20 protein-coding genes are annotated in these 24,704 nt (G+C 71.1%); 11 read left to right on the forward strand and 9 right to left on the reverse strand.

Annotation, left to right across the window (positions count from 1 at the left end; genetic code table 11):
- Window position 1 precedes the first annotated feature (1 nt).
- Window positions 2–1,327 carry an aminoglycoside phosphotransferase gene (locus tag AB0J87_RS43340; protein ID WP_363976345.1) on the forward strand — a complete coding sequence of 442 codons (1,326 nt, stop codon included), beginning with the start codon at window positions 2–4 and terminating at the stop codon, window positions 1,325–1,327.
- Window positions 1,328–1,355: 28 nt separating this feature from the next.
- Here AB0J87_RS43340 and AB0J87_RS43345 read toward each other — a convergent pair whose 3' ends face one another.
- Window positions 1,356–2,189 (reverse strand): NAD(P)-binding domain-containing protein, encoded by an 834-nt coding sequence (locus tag AB0J87_RS43345; RefSeq protein WP_363976348.1) that lies wholly within the window; start codon window positions 2,187–2,189, stop codon window positions 1,356–1,358.
- Between the two features lie 104 nt (window positions 2,190–2,293).
- On the opposite strand from AB0J87_RS43345, the gene AB0J87_RS43350 reads away from it, so the two are divergent.
- The 5 genes from AB0J87_RS43350 to AB0J87_RS43370 all read left to right on the forward strand — a co-directional run bounded on the left by AB0J87_RS43350 (window position 2,294) and on the right by AB0J87_RS43370 (window position 12,732).
- Window positions 2,294–5,374: a BTAD domain-containing putative transcriptional regulator gene (locus tag AB0J87_RS43350; RefSeq protein WP_363976351.1), complete on the forward strand. Its 3,081-nt coding sequence runs from the start codon at window positions 2,294–2,296 to the stop codon at window positions 5,372–5,374.
- A 103-nt stretch (window positions 5,375–5,477) separates the two neighbouring features.
- Complete coding sequence (gene glgB, locus AB0J87_RS43355; protein WP_350729805.1) at window positions 5,478–7,640, forward strand: 1,4-alpha-glucan branching protein GlgB; 2,163 nt, start codon at window positions 5,478–5,480, stop codon at window positions 7,638–7,640.
- Between the two features lie 100 nt (window positions 7,641–7,740).
- Window positions 7,741–9,633 carry a S8 family serine peptidase gene (locus tag AB0J87_RS43360; RefSeq protein ID WP_363976354.1) on the forward strand — a complete coding sequence of 631 codons (1,893 nt, stop codon included), beginning with the start codon at window positions 7,741–7,743 and terminating at the stop codon, window positions 9,631–9,633.
- Between the two features lie 140 nt (window positions 9,634–9,773).
- Complete coding sequence (locus AB0J87_RS43365; RefSeq protein WP_363976357.1) at window positions 9,774–11,138, forward strand: S8 family serine peptidase; 1,365 nt, start codon at window positions 9,774–9,776, stop codon at window positions 11,136–11,138.
- Between the two features lie 235 nt (window positions 11,139–11,373).
- The gene (locus AB0J87_RS43370) at window positions 11,374–12,732 is read left to right on the forward strand and encodes a S8 family serine peptidase (RefSeq protein ID WP_363976360.1); all 1,359 of its coding nucleotides are present in this window, start codon (window positions 11,374–11,376) and stop codon (window positions 12,730–12,732) included.
- Window positions 12,733–13,807: 1,075 nt separating this feature from the next.
- Here the strand turns inward: AB0J87_RS43370 and AB0J87_RS43375 are convergent.
- From AB0J87_RS43375 to AB0J87_RS43400, 6 genes are all read right to left on the reverse strand, one after another.
- Window positions 13,808–14,710, reverse strand: a complete 903-nt coding sequence (locus tag AB0J87_RS43375; protein WP_363976363.1) for an aminoglycoside phosphotransferase family protein — start codon at window positions 14,708–14,710, stop codon at window positions 13,808–13,810.
- A gap of 251 nt (window positions 14,711–14,961) precedes the next feature.
- Window positions 14,962–15,471, reverse strand: a complete 510-nt coding sequence (locus AB0J87_RS43380; RefSeq protein ID WP_363976365.1) for a nitroreductase family deazaflavin-dependent oxidoreductase — start codon at window positions 15,469–15,471, stop codon at window positions 14,962–14,964.
- Window positions 15,468–16,484: an alpha/beta fold hydrolase gene (locus AB0J87_RS43385; RefSeq protein ID WP_363976367.1), complete on the reverse strand. Its 1,017-nt coding sequence runs from the start codon at window positions 16,482–16,484 to the stop codon at window positions 15,468–15,470. The genes AB0J87_RS43380 and AB0J87_RS43385 overlap by 4 nt, the downstream gene beginning before the upstream one ends.
- Window positions 16,485–16,579: 95 nt before the next feature.
- Window positions 16,580–17,110: a PadR family transcriptional regulator gene (locus AB0J87_RS43390; protein WP_363976369.1), complete on the reverse strand. Its 531-nt coding sequence runs from the start codon at window positions 17,108–17,110 to the stop codon at window positions 16,580–16,582.
- 349 nt (window positions 17,111–17,459) lie between these two features.
- Complete coding sequence (locus tag AB0J87_RS43395; protein ID WP_363976372.1) at window positions 17,460–17,972, reverse strand: hypothetical protein; 513 nt, start codon at window positions 17,970–17,972, stop codon at window positions 17,460–17,462.
- A 119-nt stretch (window positions 17,973–18,091) separates the two neighbouring features.
- Complete coding sequence (locus tag AB0J87_RS43400; RefSeq protein ID WP_363976375.1) at window positions 18,092–18,931, reverse strand: helix-turn-helix transcriptional regulator; 840 nt, start codon at window positions 18,929–18,931, stop codon at window positions 18,092–18,094.
- A gap of 117 nt (window positions 18,932–19,048) precedes the next feature.
- Here AB0J87_RS43400 and AB0J87_RS43405 point away from each other — a divergent pair, with 117 nt between their 5' ends.
- A complete protein-coding gene (locus tag AB0J87_RS43405; protein ID WP_363976378.1) occupies window positions 19,049–19,669 on the forward strand; it encodes an NAD(P)H-dependent oxidoreductase in 621 nt (206 codons plus the stop codon).
- Window positions 19,670–19,717: 48 nt separating this feature from the next.
- The gene (locus AB0J87_RS43410; protein ID WP_363976381.1) at window positions 19,718–20,353 is read left to right on the forward strand and encodes a DsbA family oxidoreductase; all 636 of its coding nucleotides are present in this window, start codon (window positions 19,718–19,720) and stop codon (window positions 20,351–20,353) included.
- Between the two features lie 9 nt (window positions 20,354–20,362).
- On the opposite strand, the gene AB0J87_RS43415 is transcribed toward AB0J87_RS43410, so the two are convergent.
- Window positions 20,363–20,878 carry a hypothetical protein gene (locus AB0J87_RS43415; protein WP_363976384.1) on the reverse strand — a complete coding sequence of 172 codons (516 nt, stop codon included), beginning with the start codon at window positions 20,876–20,878 and terminating at the stop codon, window positions 20,363–20,365.
- A 318-nt stretch (window positions 20,879–21,196) separates the two neighbouring features.
- On the opposite strand from AB0J87_RS43415, the gene AB0J87_RS43420 reads away from it, so the two are divergent.
- Window positions 21,197–21,532 (forward strand): hypothetical protein, encoded by a 336-nt coding sequence (locus AB0J87_RS43420; RefSeq protein ID WP_363976387.1) that lies wholly within the window; start codon window positions 21,197–21,199, stop codon window positions 21,530–21,532.
- On the opposite strand, the gene AB0J87_RS43425 is transcribed toward AB0J87_RS43420, so the two are convergent.
- Complete coding sequence (locus AB0J87_RS43425; RefSeq protein ID WP_363976390.1) at window positions 21,529–22,668, reverse strand: alpha/beta hydrolase; 1,140 nt, start codon at window positions 22,666–22,668, stop codon at window positions 21,529–21,531. The two genes, AB0J87_RS43420 and AB0J87_RS43425, sit on opposite strands and share 4 nt — an antisense overlap.
- Before the next feature lie 132 nt (window positions 22,669–22,800).
- Here AB0J87_RS43425 and AB0J87_RS43430 point away from each other — a divergent pair, with 132 nt between their 5' ends.
- Together AB0J87_RS43430 and AB0J87_RS43435 are read left to right on the forward strand one after the other, a co-directional pair.
- Window positions 22,801–24,006: a histidine kinase gene (locus AB0J87_RS43430; protein ID WP_363976393.1), complete on the forward strand. Its 1,206-nt coding sequence runs from the start codon at window positions 22,801–22,803 to the stop codon at window positions 24,004–24,006.
- Window positions 24,003–24,698: a response regulator transcription factor gene (locus tag AB0J87_RS43435; protein WP_363976395.1), complete on the forward strand. Its 696-nt coding sequence runs from the start codon at window positions 24,003–24,005 to the stop codon at window positions 24,696–24,698. The genes AB0J87_RS43430 and AB0J87_RS43435 overlap by 4 nt, the downstream gene beginning before the upstream one ends.
- Window positions 24,699–24,704 lie beyond the last annotated feature (6 nt).

Here is a 24,704-nt window from a genome sequence, read left to right on the forward strand (position 1 = left end):
CGTGCTGAGCGAGCCCCTTGCCGCATGGATCGGTCGTCAGCGTTGGTTCGGCGGCAAGGGGCGGGTGATCGACGAGTTGTCGATCGAATCGGACGTCGAACTGACGTCCGGGCTCAGACATCTGATCGTCGCCGTGTGGCAGGAAGGCTCGCGCGACCGCTACCAGATCCTGCTCGGCGAGCGGGTAGAGCTCCCCGACCGCCTCTCCCACGCCCTCATCGGCACCATCGGCGACACCTACCTCTACGACGCCGTCCACGACTCCGAGCGCATGAGCTGGCTCCTCGAAGGCATGGCCCACGACGTGAGCGGCAACGGCCTGCGCCTGCGCCACGTGCCGGAGGCCGCCATCGACACCTCCCAGCGCAGCCTGGTGCTAGGGGCCGAGCAGTCCAACACCTCGCTCGTGTACGGGGACGCGTACATCTGCAAGCTCTTCCGCCGCCTCATCCCCGGCGTCAACCCCGAGCTGGAGATCGTCACGGCGCTGGCGGCCAGGGGCGCGCCGCACGTCGCGAAGCCGTACGGGTGGATCGAGACGGACCTCGACGGCACCGACACCACGCTCGGCTTCATGCAGGAGTTCCTGTCCAACGCCAACGACGGCTGGGACCTCGCCCTGGCCAGCGTCCGCGACCTGTACGCGTCGCTGCCCGAGGTGCCGGCGGCCGAGGCGGGCGGCGACTTCGCGGCCGAGTCGCTGCGGCTCGGCAGCGCCAGCGCGCGGGTGCACCACGAGCTGGCCGCGGCCTTCCCCACGGACGTCATCGAGTCGCACGAGGTCAAGCGCATGGCCGAGGCGTTCCGGCGGAAACTGGGCCGGGCCGCCGCGGAGGTACCCGAGCTGCGCCAGCACGTGACCGCCATCGAGGACGCCTACCACCAGGTGGAGCTGCTCACCCACGAGGTGCCCGTGCAGCGGGTTCACGGCGACTTCCATCTGGGCCAGGTCATGCGCACGCCCACGGACTGGGTGGTGCTGGACTTCGAGGGCGAGCCCGGGCAGCCGCTGGCCGAGCGCAGGGCGCTGTACTCGCCGCTGCGGGACGTGGCGGGGATGCTGCGCTCGTTCGACTACGCGGCCAGGCACCTGCTGGCCGGCCACTCCCAGGCCGAGCGGCTGGAGCCGCGGGCCCAGGAGTGGGCGGACCGGAACCGGGCGGCGTTCCTGGAGGGGTACGCCGAGGGCGGCGGCGTGATCTCGCGGAGCGACGCGGCGCTGCTGCGGGCGTTCGAGCTGTCCAAGGCGGTGTACGAGGTCGTCTACGAGGCCCGTAACCGCCCGTCGTGGATCTCCATCCCCCTGGCCGCCTTCCGCCCCCGCTAGAGACCCTCCCCGCCAGAGTCCCTCCGCGTCAGAGCTCCTCCACCAGCCCCGACAGGCCCTCGTGGCTGAGACCGCGGGCCACGCGCCGGTCGATGACGGTCTTCATGGGCAGGAGCAGGTCCGGCTTGACACCCTGCTCCTCGAAGGCGCGGACGAGGTTCTCCATGCCCGCCCTGTTGACCTCCAGGTTGGACACCTCGGTCCGGTAGTCGCCCGCCTCGATCTCCGCCGCCCAGCGGGGCAGCATCGAGCCCATCGCGTTGAGCCACGGGACCAGCAGTTCCGCGGTGAACTCCGTCAACGGGTATTTCGCCGACCTCACCAGGGCGAGGGCCTCCAGGGAGCCGGCCATCTGGCCGTACATGCCGGTCAGCATGGCCAGGTCGAGCAGCGGGGCCATGCCGGGGTCGTCGCCGGTGTAGCGGGCCCCGGCCATGGCCCCGAACGCCTGCTCATAGCGCTCGAACGCCGGCTGCGAGCCGCTGTAGAGGATGAGCGCCCCCGGCTTGGCGATCATCTGGGGCACCGCCATGATGCCCCCGTCCAGGTAGTCGCCGCCGCGCTCGCCCACCCAGGCCGCCATCTCGCGGGCCTCGGCGGGGCGGCTGGTGGTGAGGTTGGCGACGACCCGGCCCGCCAGCGGGGCGTCCTCGAGCACGTCCAGGACGGAGGGGTTGTCGAGCAGGCAGACGATCACCAGCGGGCTCGCCTCGACGGCCTGCGCCGGGGTGGCCGCCCAGGTCGCGCCCTTGGCGACGAGGGGGTCGGCCTTGGCCGGCGTACGGTTCCACACGGTGACGCGGTGGCCCGCCTCGATGAGGCTCGCCGCAAGCGCGGTGCCCATGAGACCGAGGCCGAGCACGGAGATATTTTCCGACATTTCAGTGTTCTCTCTGAGTAGGAGTGATGCGTTCACCCTCCAGGTGCGCGGTTATGGTCTGATTCGGAGTCGGTTATGGGGGCGGGATGCGGTTCGGGGTGCTGGGCCCGCTCGCGGTGTGGACCGCGGACGGGGAGCCGGTCAAGGTGCCGGAGGTCAAGGTCCGGGCGCTCCTCGCCGACCTGCTGATCCACGCCGGCCGCCCCGTCTCCGCGGACCGGCTGATCGAGGACCTCTGGGGCGACCGTCCCCCGGCGAACGCGTCCGGCGCCCTCCGGGTGAAGGTGTCGCAGCTGCGCCGGGCGGTCGGCGGGCTGGTCGCGTACCGGGCGCCCGGGTACGTGCTGCACGTGGAGCCGTCCTCCGTGGACGCCGGCCTGTTCGAGACGTTGATCGGGCGCGCGCAGCGGGCCTCCGGCCCGGAGGAGCGGGCCGCGCTGCTGCGCGAGGCGCTCGGGCTGTGGCGCGGGGACGCCTACGCCGAGTTCGCCGACGAGCCGTTCGCCCTGGCGGCCGTGGCCCGGCTGGGCGAGCAGCGGCTGGCGGCCCTGGAGGAGCTGGCCGAGGCGCGGCTCGGGCTCGGTGAGCACGTCCTGCTCGCGGCCGAGCTGGCCTCCCTGGTGGCCGAACATCCGCTGCGCGAACGGCTGCGCGCCGCGCACGTACGGGCCCTCTACCTGGCCGGGCGGCAGAGCGAGGCGCTGACCGGCTACGAGGAGCTGCGGCGGCGCCTGTCGGAGGAAATGGGCCTGGACCCCGGGCCGGAGCTGGCGGCCCTGCACCAGGCGATCCTGCGGCAGGACCCGTCCCTGGGCCCGGTCGCGCGCTCCCGCGTCAACCTCCCCGCGCCCTTGACGAGCCTGGTGGGCCGGGACGAGGCGGTGGCCGAGGTCCGCTCGCTGCTGCGGGCGGGCCGCCTGGTGACGCTCACCGGCCCCGGCGGCGTCGGCAAGACCCGCCTGGCCCTGGCCGCCGCCTCGGGTACGGGCGGCGGGGACGTGTGGCTGGTCGAGCTGGCCGCGCTGCGGCCGCGGGCGGCGGAGGTCGAGGTGGCCGAGGCGATCGCGGCCGTGCTCGGCCTGCGCGACGACACGGCCGGGCCGGGCGCTCCGTACGAGGGCGCGGTCGAGCGGATCTCGGGGGCGCTGGCGGGCGGGGAGACGCTGCTCGTGTTGGACAACTGCGAGCACGTCGTCGAGCAGGTCGCCGCGCTGGCCGGGCGGCTGCTCCAGGCCGCTCCCGGGTTGCGGATCCTCGCCACCAGCCAGGAGTCGCTGCGGATCGGGGGCGAGGCCCTGTGGAGCGTGCCGGCGCTGACGCGCGAGGCGGCGGTGGAGCTGTTCGCAGCGCGCGCCGGGGTGGAGCCCGACGCGGACGTGGCGGAGATCTGCGCCCGCCTGGACGGCCTGCCGCTGGCGCTGGAGCTGGCCGCGTCCAGGATGCGGGCGCTGACCCCGCGCCAGCTCGCCGACCGGTTGGACGACCGGTTCAGGCTGCTCGCATCGGGTCTGCGCGGGGCTCCGGCCAGGCAACGGACGCTGCGGGCGATGATCGACTGGAGCTGGGAGCTGCTGAGCGACCCCGAGCGCGTCGTGCTCCGGCGGCTGGCCGCGCACGCCGACGGCAGCACGCTGGAGGCCGCCGAGGAGGTGTCCGCCGACCCCGGCGTGGACGTCCTCGACGTGCTGGCCAGGCTCGTGGACCGCTCGCTGGTCGTCCGCGTGCGGGCGCCCGGGGCCGAGCCGCGGTACCGGCTGCTGGAGTCGGTCTCGGCCTACTGCCTGGAACGGCTGGAGGAGGCCGGCGAGCTGGACGAGGTGCGGCTCAGGCACGCCGCGTACTACACGGCGCTCGCCGAGCGGGCGGAGCCGTACCTGCGGGGTCACGGGCAGCGGGACGCGCTCGCGCTGCTCGACGCCGAGAGCGCCAACCTGCGGGCGGCGCTGGAGACGGCGGTGCGGCTGGCCCGGCCCGGCGAGGCGGTGCGGCTGGTGAACGCCATGGCCTGGTACTGGGTGCTGCGCGGCAGGCTCGGCGAGGGACAGCGGGCGCTGGAGGCCGCGCTGTCCGTCCCGGACGCGGCCGGGCCCGGCGCCGCGCAGGCGAGGGTGTGGCTGGCCGGGCTCCGGATGCTGGCGGGGTGGCTGCGGCCGCCGGACGACGAGGTGTTCGAGGCCATCGAAGGGCGGTCGGCGCGGGCCAGGGCGCGGTGGTTCATCGGGTACGCGATGTTCGGCTACGACGATCTGTCGGCCAGCCGGGCCCTGATCGAGCGGGCGCTGGAGACGTTCCAGGAGCTGGGCGACAAGTGGGGCACCGGCGCGGCGCTGAACGTGCTGGCCCGCTACGCCGCCACCCGCGGTGACCTGGCGGCGCTGCGGCGGGACGGCGAGCGGGGGCTGGCGCTGTTCAGGGAGCTCGGCGACCGGTGGGGCGAGCTGCGGGCCGCCGAGAACCTCAGCACGCTCGCCGAGATCACCGGCGACTACGAGCGGGCCACCGAGCTGCGCGCGGACGGCCTGCGGATGGCGGAGGAGCTCGGGCTGTGGAGCTCGGTGTCCGACGCGCTGTCCCGGTTGGGGCGGATCGCCCTGCTGACGGGCGACCACGCGCGGGCCGACGACTATCACGAGCGGGCCAGGCGGCTGGCCGTGGAGCAGTCGAACCGTCCGGCCGAGGAGTTCGCCGAGCTGGGCCTGGCGCTCGCGGCGCGGCGGCAGGGGCGCCTCGACGAGGCCGAGCGGCGGCTGCGGGCCTGGCTGGGCTGGGTCAGGGAGGTGGCCGGCGAGCCGGGGGCGGCGCTGATCCTGGCCGAGCTGGGGTTCGCGGCCGAGCAGCGGGGCGACGCGGCCGCCGCCCTGGAGCTGCAACTGGAGGGGCTCAGAGCGGCCCGCAGGGTCGGCGATCCGCGGGCCACCGCGCTCGCGCTGGAAGGACTGGCGGGCGCGCGGGTCCTGGGCGGACGTCACGAGGAGGCGGCGCTGCTGCTGGGCCGGGCGGCGGCGCTGCGGGCGGCCTCGGGCGCGCCGCTCCCCGCCGGGGAACGGGGCGACGTCGACCGGATCACCGCCGCGGTGCGGGCGGCCCTGGGTCAGGAGGCGCTCGACGCGGCTCTGGCACGCGGCGCGGAGTCGGAGCCGGAGAGGCTGGATCCAAGCCTGGTGTGAGGCAGGTTAAACCCAGGATTTCGCACTTTCGGTGATTGTCTCGGTGAAAGCGGGCAGTGCCTGGGATGGACGGTCATCATAGGGCAAGGTTGGGAGCATGCCGATGAGGACAGAGCTCGACCGCCTCGCGGGTGGGGCACACCACGATCCGCACTCCGTGCTGGGGGCGCATCCCGTGTCCGGCGGGGTGGTCTTCCGCACGCTGCGCCCGCTGGCCGAGCGGGTGCGAGTGGTGCTGGAGGACGGCACGGCCCACGACATGAAACACCAGGCCCACGGGGTGTTCGAGGTCACCGTCCCCGGCCTGGACAAGGTGCCCGGCTACGCGCTGAGCGTCAAGTACGCCGACCACGACCCGTACGAGGTCCGCGACCCCTACCGGCACTGGCCCACGCTCGGCGAAGTGGACCTGCACCTCATCGGCGAGGGGCGCCACGAGCGGCTGTGGGAGGCGCTCGGCGCCCGCGTGATGGAGCACGAGGACGTCGAGGGCACGGCGTTCGCCGTCTGGGCGCCCAACGCGCGCGGCATCCGGGTCGTCGGCGACTTCAACCACTGGGACGGCACCGCCTACCCGATGCGGTCGCTGGGCCGCTCCGGGGTGTGGGAGCTGTTCGTCCCGGACGTCGGCGCGGGCGAGCGGTACAAGTTCCAGATCCTGGGCGCCGACGGCGTGTGGCGTGACAAGGCCGACCCGATGGCCAGGCGCACCGAGGTGCCGCCGCTGACCGCCTCCGTGGTCGACAGGTCCGCCTACGCCTGGGCGGACGACCAGTGGGTGGCGGACCGGGCCGAGAGCCATCCGCAGGACGGGCCGATGAGCATCTACGAGGTGCACCTGGGGTCCTGGCGGCCGGGCCTGTCGTACATGGAGCTGGCCGAGCAGCTGTCCGCGTACGTGGTCGACATGGGGTTCACCCACGTGGAGCTGCTGCCGGTGGCCGAGCACCCGTTCGGCGGGTCGTGGGGCTACCAGGTGACGTCCTACTACGCGCCGACGGCCAGGTTCGGCACGCCCGACGAGTTCCGCCACTTCGTGGACCTGATGCACCGGCGCGGCGTCGGCGTGCTGCTGGACTGGGTGCCTGCGCACTTCCCGATGGACGACTGGGCGCTGGCGCGCTTCGACGGCACCCCCCTCTACGAGCACGCCGACCCGGCCAGGGGCGAGCACCCCGACTGGGGCACGTACGTGTTCGACTTCGGCCGCAGGGAGGTGCGCAACTTCCTGGTGGCCAACGCGCTCTACTGGCTCAAGGAGTTCCACATCGACGGGCTGCGGGTGGACGCGGTGGCGTCGATGCTCTACCTCGACTACTCGCGGCGTGAGGGCGAGTGGACGCCCAACGTCTACGGCGGCAGGGAGAACCTCGACGCGGTCGAGTTCCTCAAGGAGATGAACTCCGTCGCCTATCGGGAGACGCCCGGCATCTCGACCGTCGCCGAGGAGTCGACGGCCTGGCCGGGGGTCTCGCGACCGGTGCACCTGGGCGGGCTCGGGTTCGGGTTCAAGTGGAACATGGGGTGGATGCACGACACGCTCGAATACCTGCGCCACGAGCCGATCTTCCGCCAGTACCACCATCATCAGCTGACGTTCTCGCTGCTGTACGCGTACTCCGAGAACTACGTGCTGCCGCTGTCCCACGACGAGGTCGTGCACGGCAAGGGGTCGCTGCTCGGCAAGATGCCCGGGGACGAGTGGCAGCGGTTCGCGCAGCTGCGGGCGCTGCTGGCGTTCATGTGGGCGCATCCGGGCAAGCAGCTGCTGTTCATGGGCGGCGAGTTCGGCCAGGGCTCGGAGTGGTCGGAGGAGCGCGGCCTCGACTGGTGGGTGCTGGAGTTCGACGGGCACCAGGGCGTGCAGCGGCTGGTCCGCGACCTGAACCGGATCTACAAGGAGACCCCGGCGCTGTGGCAGCAGGACTCCAAGCCCGAGGGGTTCCGGTGGATCGACGCCGACGACGCCTCCGGTAACACGTTCTCGTTCGTCCGCTACGCCGACGACGGGTCCGCGCTGGCGTGCGTCATCAACTTCAGCGGCGCTCCGCACGAGAGCTACCGGCTCGGCCTCCCCTACTCCGGCCAGTGGTCGGAGATCGTCAACACCGACGCCTACGACTACTGGGGCAGCGGCGTGGGCAACATGGGCGTGGTCGAGGCCGACGACGAGCCGTGGCACGGGCTGCCGCATTCGACCACGCTGAGGGTGCCGCCGCTCGGCGCGGTGTGGCTCACGCACGAGGGGGAAACGCTGAACGTTTGAGGTGCGCCCGCTGAGAGTTCGGTGAGAAACCGGCCCCGAGACCTGTCTCTATCCGGAAAATCACCCTAAACTCCGAGATCATCCCCCTCTCGGAGGACGCGTGCGACTTCGCCCCCTGATCGTGAGCTCGATCGCGCTGGCCCTGCTGCCGTTATCGGCGCCGGCCTACGCGGAGGATCCGACTCCCAGTCCGAGCGTCGTGGAAGAGACAGCCTCCACCCCCGGCGATCCCCCCGCCAAGGTGGAGGAGGGGTTAGGCGTCGACGGCGGCTCCGTGCGGGCCATCGTCGAGCTCACCGACCCGGCGCAGAACGCGCCCGTCGCGAGCCAGGCGGCCGCCGAGAGCGTGGACGTGGTGATGCAGCCGCAGAACCAGTCGTTCATGGTCGTGGAGGGGACCGCGGAGGAGCTGGCCAAGCTGGCAGACGACCCGCGGGTCACGTCCATCCACCGGGACAGGACGTACGCGCCGGTGGACGTGAGCCCCAACCTCAAGCTGATCGGGGCCGACCAGGCGCACGCCAAGAACTACACCGGCACCGGGCAGGCGGTGGCCGTGCTGGACACCGGCATCGACCGCGACCACCCGTGGTTCGGGAACAGGATCGTGACCGAGGCCTGCTTCTCCGCCGTGGAGGCCGGCGTCGAGTCGCTCTGCCCGAACGGGCAGACGTCACAGACCGGCGCGGGCGCGGCGGACGCCACGACGGCCAAGTGCCTGGCCGACGGCGCGAACCTGTGCGAGCACGGCAGCCACGTCGCGGGCATCGCGGCCGGCACCGGCGGCGTCGCGCCGGGCGCGAACATCGTGGCGGTGCAGGTCTTCAGCCGGGTCAACGACGAGGACATCTGCGGCGAGCCGTCGTGCCTGCTGGCGTTCGAGTCGTCGCTGCGGCAGGCCATGGACTACGTGGCGGGCCTGACCGAGCCGGTCGCCGCCGTGAACCTGAGCCTGGGCGGCGAGCTGTCCGAGACCGACTGCGACTCCAGCGAGGAAGGGTTGATCTTCAAGCCGAAGATCGACGCCCTGCTGGCCAAGGGCATCGCGACCGTGGTCGCCGCGGGCAACGAGTTCTTCGAGGGGGCGTCGTACCCGGCCTGCATCTCCTCGGCGGTGGCCGTCGGGGCGAACGATAACAACGACGTCATCGCGGACTTCTCCAACCGCGGGGCCATCGTGGACCTGTTCGCGCCGGGCGTGGACATCGAGTCGTCCGTGCCGGACAACCGGACGGCCGTCTTCAGCGGCACCTCGATGGCGACCCCGCACGTGGCCGGTGCGCTGGCGCTGATGAAGCAGGCCTCGCCGCAGACGCCGATGGCCGACCTGATCAACACGCTGAAAACGACCGGCAGGCCGTACTCGTACCAGGCCAACGGCCAGCAGGTCAGCACGCCGCGCCTGGACCTGGCGGCGGCCCTGGCCGGTGCCTCGCCGCAGCCGACCATCACGCAGTCCCCGGGCGTGCCGACCGAGGACCCCGAGCCCGATCCGTCGGACAGCAGCGGCCCCAGCCCCGAGCCCGACGACCCGGCCGACCCCACGCCCCAGCCCTCGACCTCCACCTCGCCGGTCCCACTGCCCACGGTCACCGTCACGGTGACGATCACGCCGACCCCGAAGACCACCGCGCAGGTCTGCACGCGGGGCACGAACGCCACCAAGCTGTCGGCCAAGCAGTGGTCCGTGGAGATCCACCGCAGCAGCGGCACGATCCCGGACGCCACGCTCACCTGCTACCTCAAGCTGATCGGCAAGTCGAGCAAGGTGTTCCCCGAGGTCACGAAGGCGTCCTCGCTCGGCAAGGCGTACCGGGTGCTGAAGAGCACCAAGGCGAGCAAGGCCAAGCTGGACAGCGCGCTGCTCACGTCCTGGCTGAACTGGGCGCACGGCACGAACGGCACCAAGAAGCTGACCACCGCCGAGAAGGTGCGGCTGAACGGCAAGTCCACCGCGGCGGCATTGCGGAAGGCGGCGAAAACCGTCAAATAGCCAGTGCTAGGCGGCTAGGGCCGCAGGAAGGCAAAAAAGCCTCCAACGTTTCTCTGGGCTACATAGACCACCGACATCACAGTTGTCGCAGGTGGGGATGTATGCGGCTGTAAGCGAGCCAGGAGCTCTCGGAGGAACAAGTGAGGCTACGAACTCTGTTGGCCGGCGCCGCGGCGCTGGCCGCAACAGTCGCCGGGCTCTGTACGGGCCCGGCGCTCCACGCCGACTCGGGCGATCCGATCATCAGCCCGTCGCTGGCCGCGGAGGTCGAGGCGAAGTCCAGGGTGCGCTCCATCATCCAGCTCAAGCCCGGGCAGAGCGTCGAGGCCGTCGCGCGCGACATCGAGAAGGCGTCGGACGGCAGCCGGGTCCTGGAGTCCGCGCAGTCACCGCACTTCTTCGTGGCCGAGGTGGACGGCCCCACGCTGGCCAAGCTCAAGAAGGACAACCGCGTCCAGTCCGTCTACAAGGACGAGCTGCGCATGCCCACCCTTGACGCCAGCACCGCCGTCATCCGCTCGAACCGGGCGAACCAGGCCGGTTGGACCGGCCGGGGCGCCACCGTCGCCGTCCTGGACACGGGGATCGACCGGGACCACCCGTTCTTCGCGGGCCGGATCGTGGACGAGGCGTGCTTCTCCTCCTCCGACGCCAGCGACGGCGCCGTCTCGCTCTGCCCGAACAACCAGCCCAGCCAGACCGGTCCCGGCGCGGCGGACGCCGAGACCGCCCAGTGCGTCATCAGGGGTGCGAACGCCTGCTCCCACGGCACGCACGTGGCCGGCATCGCGGCCGGCCGGCTGGCCACGGGGGCGCCGTCCAACGGCGTCGCCCCCGAGGCGGGCATCCTCCCGGTCCAGGTCTTCAGCCGCGTGGACAACCCCATGACCTGCCTGATCGGCGGCGTTTCCGCACCGTGCTTCCTCAGCTACACCTCCGACCAGAAGCTGGCGCTCGAGTACATCGCGCGGGTGGCCAAGACGCACAACATCGCCTCGGTGAACATGAGCCTCGGCGGGGGCGGCCCGTACGCCCAGGCCTGTGACACGGACGCGTCCGCCGCCGCGGTCAAGCCCGAGTTCGACACGCTGGTGGGCCTGGGCGTGGCCCCCGTGGTGGCGGCGGGCAACAACGGCTTCCCGAACGGCGTCGCCACCCCCGCCTGCATCTCCACCGCCGTCACGGTGGGCGCCACCGACGACTCCGACGCGCTGGCCTCCTTCACCAACCGGGGGCCGCTGCTCGACCTGTTCGCGCCGGGGGTGAACATCAACTCCTCCGTGCCGAACAACACGTACGCGGAGAAGAGCGGGACCTCGATGGCCGCGCCGCACGTGGCGGGGATGTTCGCGCTGATGAAGCAGGCGTACCCGGCCTTCACTGTCGCGCAGAGCCTGCAGCGGCTGCAGGAGACGGGCACGCCCATCCGCTACGACGCGGCGGGCACCTCAGTGACCACCACGCGGATCGACGCCGAGCGCGCCACCGCGGGCGCCCGCGCCTGATCGGCGCGGGGAAGGCCGGACGGCGGGGTCCGGCTGCGAGGGCCGGACGGCGGGGGGCCGGCCACAAGGGCCGGATCGGCGGGATCCGGCCCTTTTCGCTGCGTGATTACACCAATCGTTACTCTTAACGACAAACACCCCTCACTCCCGTCCCCCTCCTCACCCCCACCCCACCCTCCTCAACTTCACCCCACCCTCCTCAACCCCCTCGCTCCCTCAACCCCCGGAGGAACAGTTGAGACTCTCGTCTCTGCTGGCCGGCGCCATCGCACTAGCCGCCACCTCGGCCGCGCTGGTCGCCACACCCGCCCTGGCCGACCCCGAGTCCAAGATCGACCCAGCGATCACCGCGACCGGCGAGCACCGCGCCATCGTCCGCGTGCAGCAGCCCGCGCAGGTGCGGTCCGTCCAGTCCAGCGCGGAGGAGGTCAAGCGGGACAAGAAGAACGTCTACGCGGATCCGCCCTCCGAGGTGGCCGGCAAGCTGGACTTCTTCGTCTACCGGGGCACCCGGGCGGAGCTCGAGCAGATCGCCGAGCAGTCCGACGTGGTCTCGATCCGCAAGGACAGGCTCAACGAGCCCTCGCTCGCCGAGAGCATCCCGCTGATCGGCGCGGACCGGGCACACGAGAAGGGCGTCACCGGCAAGGGCACGGCCGTCGCGATCATCGACAGCGGCATCGACAACGACCACCCCGCCTTCGGCAATCGCATCGTCGCCCAGGCCTGCTTCTCGGCCACCGACCCGGTCGACAACTCCACGCCGCTGTGCCCGAACGGCAGCCAGTTCCAGATCGGCGACGGCGCCGCCAACGCCGAGACGGCCGCCTGCATGACGGGCGCCCCGCAGCCGCAGTACGGCCTGTGCTACCACGGCACCCACGTCGCCGGCATCGCCGCCGGCCAGGCCACCGCCGACTTCCCGGCCAGCGGCGTCGCCCCCAAGGCCAAGATCGTGCCGGTGCAGGTGTTCAGCCGCTTCGACAACTCCCCGTACTGCGCCGGCCGCCCCGTCTGCATCCTGGCGTACGACTCGTCGGTCCTGACCGGCATGGCGTACGCGGACCTGCTGGCGGACCAGTACAACATCGCCTCCGTCAACCTGAGCCTGGGCGGCGGCCAGTACACCGAGGCCTGCGACACGGGCGACGGGGCCGACTTCAAGACCGAGGTCGACAAGCTCCTCGCCAAGGGCACCGCCACGGTGGTCGCCTCGGGCAACAACGGCTTCGAGTCCGCGGTGTCGTGGCCCGCGTGCGTCTCCAACACGGTCACGGTCGGCGCCACGGACAAGCAGGACGCGGTGGCCGCCTTCTCGAACCGTGGGACGCTCCTGGACGTGTTCGCGCCCGGGGTGTCGATCAAGGGTGCGATCGCGGGGAACACGTACGCGACGCTGAACGGCACCTCCATGGCCGCGCCACACGTGGCCGGCTCCCTGGCCCTCCTCCACCAGAAGCGGCCGCGCGCCGGGGTGGACAGCATGGTGGACGCTTTGAAGCGCACGGGCAAGCCGATCACGTACACGAGCGCGGAGACCGAGGTCACAACACCCCGCATCGACGTGTACGCGGCCCTGCGCACCCACTACTAGACGGCCCCCGTTGCCCTACTGGGTGGTCAGCCTGCTGGACCCCGCCCCGAGCCAAAGGTCTTCGCGGAGAAGCGCTTCGCGCTCGGGGCTCAGGCGTTTCTCCTTCAGGCGCCTGGCGGCGCAACCCCCCGCGCCTTCGGCGCCATCGCCCACCCGTGACCCGGTTACCGGTCTGGCCAGTTGGAGCCCACCCCGAAAACCCCGCTCGCTCCGCTCGCCGGTCAGCCCACCCGTTGACCGGTGAAGCGGTGGGCCGACCGACGCCCACCCCGGACCGGACGCCTTCCGGCCCCCCCTTGGCCGCGGGCCGTTCGGGCTCGCCCTTGGCCAGCTGGACTTTGCCGGCCTGGACGCGATCTCCTGCACCCTCGCGGGCCTGTTCTGGGCACGGATCGAAGCCCTGCCGCCAGGAATCAGCTCGTGCGGCTCCCGGCGGCAGTGGCCCGCGCCTGGAAGGAAGACCTGAAGACCAAGAGCGCACCACCACTGGACCCGGCGGGACACCCGTCGAGATCTCCAGCCCGCGGCTCAACACCAAAGACGAGCTCATCCGCGTCCGTGCCTTTCTATCTCGATACCGCCCAGTGGGCAGCCGAAGAACCAGCCCGCTGGGGGCTATGGGCCGTGCCCGATCAGCGACGATGAGATCCACAAAGCCAAGGACCGAAAGCACCGCAAGGCCCGAATGGACCAACGCACCCGCGAACGGCAGACCGTCCTCCCGGTGCTGATCAGCACCACCGACCGCCATCGCCACACGGCCACCGGGCTGCTTCAGGCCGCACAGAACAGCGCGCCCGGAGCGGTGATCCCCGGCACCAGTGGGTCACTGCGCAGGGCCCTGGCTCCGATCGCCACAGGCCACCTCACCTGGGCCAAAAGTCTGGAACGCGCCGATGCCGCTGCTGTTCAACACCCTGGCGGCTACCAACCTGACGGACGGCGAGGGCCGGCTTCTCCACTTCTCGCCCGACGACTTTCGCCGAACCCTGGCATCCCCACCACGCGCGGTGATCGATGAACCTTACGAAGGTGGGCTGCCGCATAGCCCTCAACCAAGATCGAGAAGTGTGCGTCAAACGCCCTTCAGAACACGATCAAGTGCCGCCCGGCCCGCAGGTCCCCAGTTCGGCTTGCCGCCGGGAAGGCCCCGATCTCCGTTCTGCCCCATGAGCATCAGGAAGAGGCTCTTCATAGCGGCCAGCCCGCGGGCGCGCCTGATCGTTGCCTCGTCCGCGTGCGCGTACGCGTCGAAGAACCGTGCGGCCGCGCCCGCGGGAAGCAGCACCCACGCGGCGCCGAGGTCCCACGCGGGATCGCCGGCGAACAGGGCACCGAAATCGATCACGCCCGAGAGCGTCCCGTCCGAGACGACGACATTTGCGGGATGGAGGTCGCCGTGCACCCACACCGGCGGGCCCTCCCACTCGGGGGCCGCGACGGCATCGGCCCAGACGGCCCGGACGGCGGGGACATCGCCGACGGCGTCGGGGTCAATGGCCTGCAAGAACTGCTCGAAGCCACCCGTGCACCTCTTGGGATGAGCGCCGAAGTCCGAACTGGCCGGGGCCTCGGCGGGCGCCTCCACATGGAGCGCCCTGAGGAAGCCCGCCAGCGTGTCGGCCGCGTGGGCGCCGCGGCTGATCGAGCCGTGGTCCAGCGGCTCGCCGGGAACCCACGTCATCACGGTCCAGTGCTTCGGGAAGCGCTCGGACGGTTCGCCGAACCGCACCGGGGTCGGCACCGGGAGCGGCAGGCGCGGGGCCAGCACAGGTAGCCACCGCCGCTCCTTGAGCTGGAGCTCCGGGGTAGGGTCCATGCGCTGCATGCGCACGACCAACTCGTCCCCGAGGCGCCACATTTGGTTGCCCCAGCCGCCCGCCACCTCGCGGATGGCCAGCCCTGCAAGGTCTGGATGTTGCTCCTGCAGCAGGTCGCGGACCAGGTCTGCGGTGATCGCGATCTCGGTGTCGGTCATGCGAAGTCACAGTACTGAGGCGGCAGGCGGAGCGGCTCTCGCTCTCCGGGCTCTCCGGCAACGATCGGTCCCTGCTGATCGGCGGTCCCCAACCACCACGGCCTCGTTGTGGACACGGTCTCCAACGAGGCCACCCAGGTCATAGGCCATGCAACGATCAGCGGCTCAAGATGATGACCACTTGTGAAACGCCGGGTGGGGGTCCAGCCCAATGATCGTGAAAGTTGGGATTTGAGACACAGAAAGCGATCTCAAAACTGGCCAAGGTCATGTCCAACGTCGTGCGTGCGGTCGACAAGATGCGCAGGAGCATCGCTGCCGAGTTCTGGCATTGCCGCCCGCTCGATGATCACGATCGGGATCTGCCTTGACGTCTCTCGCTGGTAGCCGATGTAGCGCGGCCATATCCCGGTCATCGTCTCCCACAGGCGAAGCCGCTCGTCCTCGGCCGCCGGGCGGGCCACCGCATCGAACACCTCGGCCCCGACCTGCACCTTGACCTGCGGCTGAGCGAGCAGATTGTGGAACCAGAGCGGATGGTCGGCGGCGCCGCCGTTGGAGGCGACCACGAGGTAGCGGTCGTCGTCGCGGCCGTAGATGAGGGCCGTGCGCCGGGGAAGTCCTGAGCGGCGGCCGATCGTCGTGATCAGCAGCGTGGGGGCGCCGTGGAAGAGGTGACCTCGAGCGCCGCCGGACTCGGCGTAGCTCTTGACGTGCCTGGCCACCCACCCGGTCGGGCTGTCGATCGGCTCTTGGCTCATCGCGCCGCTCCGCCCACGCGGCGGTCGGCCCACTCGCGTGCCTGGGCGAACCAGTGGGGCGCGGTGCGGTGGCCATTGAGCACGTGACCGGTGCCGGGGACCAGGACGGTCTCCAGCCTGGCGCGGGGACCGTAGAAGGGGGCCTCCTGGGCGTGCAGCGCGGCCGAGGAGGAGCGGGCTCCGGCCAGCAGCTTGTCATGCTCGCCGTTGACGATCAGTACGGGGGCCTGGATCTGCTTGTTGATCGAGGGCGGGGTGTAGGAGTCGCCGGGAGGGAAGACGTCCGTCGTCTTGGTGGCCTCGTCGGCGGCGATGACCTTGGGGTCGGCGTTGGGCCGGTGGTAGAACCAGGTGACCCGCAGGCCGGGCCGGGTGGTGAGGTAGCCGTCGTCGAGCCCGCGACCGGCGAAGCGGGGGTCGTCGGCGGCGCGGTAGATTCCGGCGCCCATCTGCTCGAAAGCGGCCTCGTTCGGCACGCTCGATTCGCCGGTCAGGATGACGCCGTCCACCTCCGCCGGATGTGCGGCGGCCACCGTGCGGGCGAGGGTCGAGCCCAGCGAGTGTCCGACCAGAACGACCTTGGCGAACCGGCCACCGCCCAGACGACCCTCGCGCAACTGCCGGATGAGCTGGCGGATGACGATCTGGTGGGTGTCCTGCCCGAAGCGGGCGCTCGGCGGGTAGGAGCTCGCCCCGGTGCCGAGACGATCAATGGCCAGCGTCGCGTACCCGGCGGCGGTCATCGTCTCCACGTAGGAGGGACACTGCCGGTCGCCGCGCATCCGCCAGTAGGCCTGGCCGTAGAAGCCGCCGGGAATGAGCAGCTGAACGGTGGCGGCACGGCCGCGCGGCAGGCACAGAGTGCCGGCGACGCGCTGGTCGGCGGGGCCACTGGAGGTCATCGCCACCTCGGCGCTGACCGTCCGGCAGGCGGAGGCGGCGTTCGCCGCTGCCGGGATCGAGGTTGCGGGGATCGAGACGAGCGCCAGAAGTACCGCAGTCGTGATGCGCATGAAGCTCCTTTGAGATACCCAAATTTGGTTAACCAAATTTGGGTATCGAACTATGGCTGATCCACCCTCCTGCCGTCAAACCGGTCTCCGGCCGATCAGGCCGGCTCCTCACCGCGTTCCAGCCGCCCGATCAAGTCACGGATCCACGCCGCCTCACCCGCCGCCTGCGCCGCGCGCAGGGTGAACAGCTCTCTCACGTTCCTTGGGCGCTTTCCCTCCCGGGCCGTGGCCATGATCTGCTCCCGCTCGCCCTCCAGAGCGTGCACCCGCTCCTTGAGCAGCGCGATCACTTCCTCCTCGGGCAGCGCGGGTAGCAGCACAAGGGCCGCGTTGAGCAGCTCCGGACGCCGATCGGGAACCCTGAGGGCGCTTCTGAGCAGCCCGAGGAACTCCGCCTCGCCCTTCTCATTGATGGCGTAATCGACGCGGCCCGGCCATTCGTGCACCTCGCTGGTGTCCAGAAGACCTTCCTTGGCCAGCTGACGCAGCGCGTGGTAGATCGAGCCAGACCTGAGCCCTGCCCATTGCCCGGCCTCCCACGACTCCAGTTCGGAGCCCACCAGATAGCCGTGTGCCTGACCGTGCAGCCGCACCACGCCAAGGACCAGCAGTCGCGTCGCCGACATCGTCTCCCTCACTCGCCGGGGCCCCGCACCCGCCAAAGCCCTGCCGAACAGGCTAGCTGTCGTGTACGTGGAGGCGAGAAGGCGACGGGCATACCAGTATTCGTCACCCGCGTGATTCCCGCAGTTCGCCGGGCCATGTGAGCTCCGGGCCGTCATGGGGCGAACAGGACGCGGGGCTCAAGGAGCGGTCGGCGGGCCGAGGTTGAATGTCCGGTTGCCGAACCGGCGGATGACGCGGGTGATGCCAGGTCGTCGGGATCGACGTGGCGGCCTTCGGCGGCGTCACTGATGTCGCAGGCGGTGGATGGCACCTTCGTAGATGAAAGGCCGCCGAACGGCGATCGGTCTCTCACTCCTCGTCAGGTTCGGCCCAGAACGGTGGCACGAACGCGCCATCGCGACGCGTCACAACCTTCCCGTCGCGGACGCTCAGCAGCTCCGGCTCATTGTGCTCGTACCAGCGCTGATATCCGAAAAAGGACTCGTTCTTGTGGAGCCGGGCGGCCAACCAGTTCATCAGCCCGGCCACCTCGGCATGCCCGTCGGGGTGGATCTCCCAGCGGCAGGTCAGCGCCCAGCGTTCGTCGCCGTGGTCGTCCGCGCGCACCAGGATCGAGCAGCCGGCGCCCGAAATCTTCGAGGCCGCGTACGGCGAACCATCGCTCCACACCGGTTGCGGAAACTCCTTGATCACCCAGTCGCCGTTCTCGTCCTGCACCGCCTCCTGCTCGTCGTCCAGCAGATCGAGGACCTCGTTGACGATGATCGTCTTCTCGGTGATGTGCTCGGGCCGCGACCCGAGGCCCACGTGCCAGCGCAACTCGGCGAGTTCGGTCTCGGACAAGTCGCCGCGCAGGTCCATCGCGACCATGAGTTCGTGAATGTCAGCCACGGCAGCACCGTAGCGACACGGACCGACACCGGGCGGCCGCACCAGAACGGCGGGTCCGCTCTGAGGCCGAAGCAACTACTCGCGGCCCGCTAGGAGGCGGCGGGGTGATGGTCGGTGAGGCGGTCGAGGGCGGCGGCGGTGGCCTCGTCGGAGGCGAGGTAGACGACCAGCCGCTGCTCGTCGGGGTCGGGCAGCTCCAGGCTCTCGTACGCCAGCCGTAGCTCCCCCACCTCCGGGTGCGCCCACCGCTCGACGCCGGTGCGCGTGGGCAACGCGGCCGAGCCCTCGAACCGGTCGCGGAAGCGGTCGCCGGCGGTGATCGTCAGCTCCTCGGCGAGCAGCGCCGCATGCGGGTCTCCGAGCGCGGACGCGGCCCGCAGCGCGGCGGCCCGCTCGTCGGCGACCGTGTCCCAGCCGGGGTGGGCGTCGTGCGCGCGCGGGTCGGTGAAGACGTACCGGACCAGGTTAGGCGGCTCGGCCTCCAGCAGCCCGCTCGGGCCGGCGAGCTGCGCGAACCCGGCCGTCCACGCGAGCAGGTCGCCGGGCCGGTTGGCAACCAGCGCCGGCGCGGGCTCGAGCCGGTCCAGCAGCGCCTGCACGGTCGGGCGGACCGTCCGGGCCCGCGTCATGGCGGCCCCGTCGCACGTGCCGCCACCGGTGGTCTTCGCCAGCCGGTGCAGGTGGATCCGCTCGTCACGGGACAGACCCAACGTCTCCGCGAGCGCGGAGAGCACCTGGGCGGACGGGCTGCGGTCGCGCCCCTGCTCCAGCCGGGTGAGGTAATCGACGCTGACGCCGGCGAGCGTGGCCAGCTCGGCTCGGCGCAGCCCCGGGGTGCGGCGCCGGTTCCCGTTCGGGAGCCCGACCGCGGCCGGCGGGACCGCCTCCCGGTGTGCGCGTAGAAAGGCGCCCAGCTCTGTCTCCCTCATCAACCGCGATTGTATTCGCGGCGAGCCTGGCCCTGCCAGGGCTAGGAAAACCGCAGCCTGGCCCCGACACACCCAGCGCCGGGACGCTAGCAGGCATGAGCACCTTGGAGGAGGCCCATGATCCAGATCGCGATCATTCTGGGCAGCACCCGCCCCGGGCGCCGCGTCGAGGACGTGGCCCGGTGGGTCGCCGAGGCCGCCGGCCGGCACCCTGCGGTCAAGACCGGGGAGGCCGGCCTCGAACTCGTCGACATAGCCGAGCACGAGCTGCCGTTGCTGGATGAGCCGGCGCCCGCGGTCATCGGTTACTACCAAAATGCGCACACCAAGCGGTGGGCGGCCACGATCGACAGGTTCGACGGGTTCGTGTTCGTCACCCCGGAGTACAACAGTGCCATCCCCGCGGCGCTGAAGAACGCCATCGACTACCTGTACGCGGAATGGAATGACAAAGCAGCCGGGATCGTCAGCTACGGGGTTTACGGCGGCACCCGCGCCGCCGAACAACTACGGCAGACCATGGGCGAGATCAAAATCGCCGACGTACACGCCCAGGTCGCGATCAATCCGTACTTCGACTTCGACTTCACCGACTCCGAAGCCGGCGTCTGCGCCCCCGGCGAGCGCCAGGAAACCGCCCTGATCACCATGCTGGATGAAGTCCTCGCATGGTCCCGTGCCCTCCGGGTGCTGCGGGACCCCACCGCGAGCCCCGACCACCGGGCCGGAACGACCTGATCCACGCGCTCTGTTCCGCCGGCAGCTACTTCCACACAAGAAAGGACCATGATGAAAGTAGAGATATACGCCGATATCGCGTGCCCGTGGTGCCGCCTCGGCACGTACCAGTTCCACCGCGCGGTGGCCGCGGCCGGCACAGAAGCGGAGGTCGAACTCGTTCATCGTCCGATCCAGCTCCTTCCCGACGCGCCCGAGGAACCCCGGCCACTGATGGACGCGGTGGTCGGGATGTTCGGTCGCGAACAAGCCGAGGCGATGGTCGCGGAGATGACCCGGCTCGGCGCCGGCGAAGGAATCGAGTACCGATTCGACCGTGCGGTGGCGGTCAACACCTTGACCGCGCACCGGCTGCTGTGGCTCGCCCTGCACGAGCACGGTGCCGAGGTGCAGGCCGCGCTGGCGACCGCCCTCTTCGACGCGTACTTCCGCGACGGCGTGAACATCGCCGACCACACGCAACTCACCGAGCTGGCCGAACGGGTCGGCCTGGAGGGCGGCCGGGTGCGGGACTTTCTCGCCTCCGAGGAGGGGAGCGCCGAGGTACGTGAGCAGGCGGCCGCGGCGCGGCGGGACGGCGTCACCACCGTGCCGAGATTCGTCTTCGAGGACGGCGCGCTGATCGTAGGTGTGACCAGCACCGAGGCGCTCGGCGACGCGCTCCGGAAGGCCGGCGGCCGGTAAGGCGCTGCCTCAGGTGACGGTGCCGTCCCAGTGAGCGATCCCTTCGCCCTGCTTGACGACGACGGGCGGGGACGGCTGTGCGGGCCAGATCTGCAGGTAGTGGTGGTCGCCGTCGAAATCCGGCCGTTCCGTGAGCGTGCTCCAGACGTGGTAGCGCAGCCGGTGCATGCCCGGACCGGCGGGCAGCGGGGGAAGGCGGCGCATCGCCGTGTCGTCCCAGTCCATGCACCATCCGATCAGGAAGAGCTCGCCGGTCGTCGACATGAAGTCGATCTCCACGATCTCCTCGTACCCGTCGAGGTCGGCGCCCGGATCGTGGTCGGCGACGGTCACCGTGAGGGGGATGCCGTCGCCGTGCTGGTAAGAGATCGCCAGTTCGGCCATGGCCTTCCGTACCGTGACGAGCGCGACGGACCGCTCCACGTCGCCCGCGTCGTCCCCGTCCCAGTCCCCGTTCATCAGGAAGACAGTGCTGCAGTCCTCGACGTCTACTTCCACCTGGACGGTCTCCGCATAGGGGCTCATGGCGGCGAGCGTAGAGCCCGCGACCCACCTCCGTCGCGCCGGTACCTCTCGGGCAGGTCCGGCCGATACAGTCCAGGGGTGCGTTGATCCTCCGGGCGGCGGCCACGTACCGCCGCGGACGGTGCGGGCGACCCCGGCAGGCGGGGCCGCCCCGGCAGGCTTCCCCCGTCACGATCCCACCGGAGATCACCATGCCCGCCCGCCAACCTCTCACCTACCGCTCGTTCGTCGAGCTCGCCACCGCCGACCCCGCCGTCGTCGGGCTCGTCCTCAAGGGCTCCCGCGCCCACGACGGCATGGTCACCGAGCACTCCGACCATGACCTGTACGCCGTCCTCGCCGACGGCGCGGCGACGGCTCGATGCGGCCGACAGCATCCGGTTCCTGCTGGAGCTGCTGTTCGCTCTCGACCGTCGCCCCCGCCCGTACAACAAGTACCTGGAATGGGAGCTCGCCCGGCACCCGCTGCCGGGCTGGGACACCGGCATGCTGCTGGACGCCGCCCGCCGCATCTCGGGAACGGGCGACGTACCGCTGCAACGGCGCCTCTTCGCCCAGGTCGAGGCGGCGGCCCGGCGTGCCGGGCACGGCGCGGTGCTGGACGCGTGGGGCAAGGACCTCGACCTGATGCGACCGCAGCAGGACAGGTCCTAGCCCGCCGGCTTGACCTCCGGGTAGCGCGAAGCCGGGTCGTTCAGGATCGGCTGTGGCTTGCCCCGCAGGTGGAGGTCGTAGAAGGCCGCGACGATCCCGCGCGTGATCTCCAGGGATCGCGTGGCGGGCAGGTCGGCGCCGTCGTCGATGCCGAGCTGCTCGGAAAGCACGGAAATGTCGGTGAAGGAGGCGTGCTCGGTACCCGTCACCACGAACCAGCGCTTCCAGCCGGTGAGGTTCGGCCAGGCCTGGTCCCAGGTGGGGTCCTTGCCCGGGCTGTGCTTCGCCTCGGAGCCGAGGAGCAGGTACGGCTTGGCCAGCCCACTGCTGGGGACCGGGACGACGGCGGTGCCGTCGATGTTCATCCCGGCGCGCAGCCGGGAGTCCTTCAGCAGGGCGGCCACGGAGCTCGCGCCGCCCACGGAGTGGCCGCCCATGGCGATCCTGGATCGGTCGATCAGCTTGGGATACCTGGCGAGCACCGAGTCCAGGACGAAGGTGACATCGGCCGCCCGGATCTGCCCGACCTTGGCCCAGAACGCCGGATTCTTCGGTTCGACCTCGCACGCGACGCACTCGGCGACCCTCCCGTCGGGGAAGCTCGTGGCGACGTTCTCGTACGTGTGCCCGATGACGGCCACCGCGTAGCCCCGGCCGGCCAGGTCCTCGGCCAGGCCGGTGAGCGAGTAGCGGGGCTTGGTGAAGCCCGGGGAGAGGACCACGAGGGGCAGCCGTCGCTTGGCCGGCCTGGCGTCCTTGACGGCGTCGATCCGCGTCTTGCTGAGCAGATCGCCCGGTACGCCGGAAGCGCCCGCCTCCTTCAACGTGAGCTCGGACTCCTTGACCGTCATGTACGGCGCCGGCACCCCGCCGGCCTTCGCCGCCGGATACCAGAGCGAGACCATGAGCTCCCGCGCCTTCACGCTGGGCACCCAGGGATCGGGGCGGGAGGTGTCCTTGAGGTGGAGGGAGGTCATGCCGACCGGCAGCTTGCCCATCGGCTTGGGGATGCGCAGAGCGGGTGCCGGCTCGGTGGTTCGGTTCCTGACGGCGGCCTCCGACGTGGCCGCCCAGGAGGCGGCGGCCGGCAGGGCGAGGAGTACGGCGAGGGCAAGCCGCCCGATTCGGTGACTCATGGGGCTCGACGCTAGAGCCGGGCGATCTCCGGTCGCGTCGGCCGTGACGACGACATCGGCGGCGGGGTCGTCCTCGAGATGTAGTCCGCTCCGCCGATGCCCCCCATACGCCACGAACAGGACAATGTGCGAGTGTCACTGATCAGAAGGCGATGGCGGGACCTGCTCCGCGCGGAGCACAGGCCCTCGCGTCGCGCGCTCATGTTCGACGTCCTTCTCGCGGTCGCCTTGGCCGTGCTGGCGATGGTGGCGGCGGCACCCGCCGTGGACGCCGTCCACAGCGTCGATCCCCTGCGGCTGCCTCCCCCGCCCCGGCCCGTCCTGCCCACCCACAGTGACGCGGTCGATCCCGGTCTGCTCTTCGCGGTGGCGCTGACGGCGTTGCCGCTGGCCGTACGGCGGCTGTATCCGTTGACCGCCTTCTGGATCGTGCTGCTCGCCGCCCTGGCCACCGATGACGAGGCGACCTGGGTCACCGTGGCGACCTGCGCCATCGCCGCCTACGGAGCGGTCGCCTACAGCCGCAACCGGCTGGTGGCGCTGGGCGGTCTGGTGCTGGCCACCGTGCTGGCGGGGATGGCCTTCAAGGATGCCGTGGCGGGGTTGCCGAGCTGGCTCGGGCCGTTCGTGGTGCTGCTCGGCGCGGGGGTCATGGCGAGCTTCGTCCGGTTCTGGCGGCAGCAGCTCGCGGAGCGGGACGAGAAGCTCCGCCGGGCCGTACAGGTGGAGCGCTCGCGCATCGCCGGCGAGCTGCACGACGTCGTCACCCACAATGTGAACGTGATGGTGATCCAGGCGGGGGCGGCGCGCAAGGTGATGGACACGACGCCGGAGCGGGCCAAGCAGGCCATGCTCGCGGTGGAGACCAGCGGCAGGGCCGCCATGGCCGAGCTCCGCCACGTCATGGGCCTGCTTGCCGCCTCCGGCAGCGGGTCCGACCTTCTCGAACCGCAGCCCGGGCTCGACCAGCTCGACCCGCTCATCGAGCGCGTGCGCGCGGCCGGGGTTCCGGTCAGCGCCGAGATCGGTACGCCGGAGGGTCCGGTGCCGCCCGGGGTGGGCCTGGCCGTCTACCGCGTCGTCCAGGAGGCGCTCACCAACACGATCAAGCACGCGGGCGGCGCCGCCGTGTCGGTGGCGATCAGTCACACCGGAGACTGGCTGGACATCGAGATCGCCGACCGCGGCGGCATTCCCGCGGCCCGCGCGGGGGACGGCCAGGGCCGGGGGCTGATCGGGCTGCGCGAACGGCTGGCGCTCTACGACGGGACCCTGGAGGCGGGGCCGCGGAGCGGCGGAGGCTTCGTGACCAGGGCGCGCCTGCGGTGGACGGCATGAACGAGGCGCCCCGCGTGGTCATCGCCGACGATCAGGCGCTCGTACGCAGCGGGTTCGGGATGATCCTGGCCGCCGACGGGATCGAGGTGGTCGCCGAGGCCGCCGACGGCGTCGAGGCGGTCTCCGCCGTCCGGCGGACCCGGCCCGATCTCGTGCTCATGGACGTACGGATGCCGCGCCTGGACGGCATCGAGGCCACCCGGCAGATCCTGTCCGGCGGCGCGGACGGGACCCGCGTCCTCATCCTGACCACGTACGACCTCGACCACTACGTCTACGCGGCGCTCACCGCCGGGGCCAGCGGCTTCCTGCTCAAGGACGTCTCCCCCGAACACCTGGTGGCCGCGGTGCGCCTGGTGCGCACGGGGGACGCGCTGCTCGCGCCCGCGATCACCCGCCGCCTGATCGAGCGCTTCGCCCGCCACGACGAGCCCGCCCGCCGCGTCGTGCACGGCGACCTGTCTCAGCTGACCCCGCGCGAGCTGGAGGTCCTGCGCCTGCTCGCGACCGGCATGAGCAACGCCGAGGTCGCCGACCGCCTGGTGCTGAGCCCGACGACGGTCAAGACGCATGTCGCGCGCATCCTGTCAAAGCTGGAGCTCCGCGACCGCGTCCAGGCCGTCGTCCTCGCCTACGAGACGGGCCTGGTCAGCCCCAGCAAGCCGGCTCCGATCACGCGTAAAGCTCCTTGAGGCCGA

It is taken from the genome of Nonomuraea sp. NPDC049625, assembly GCF_040675285.1.
GTDB lineage: Bacteria > Actinomycetota > Actinomycetes > Streptosporangiales > Streptosporangiaceae > Nonomuraea > Nonomuraea angiospora_A.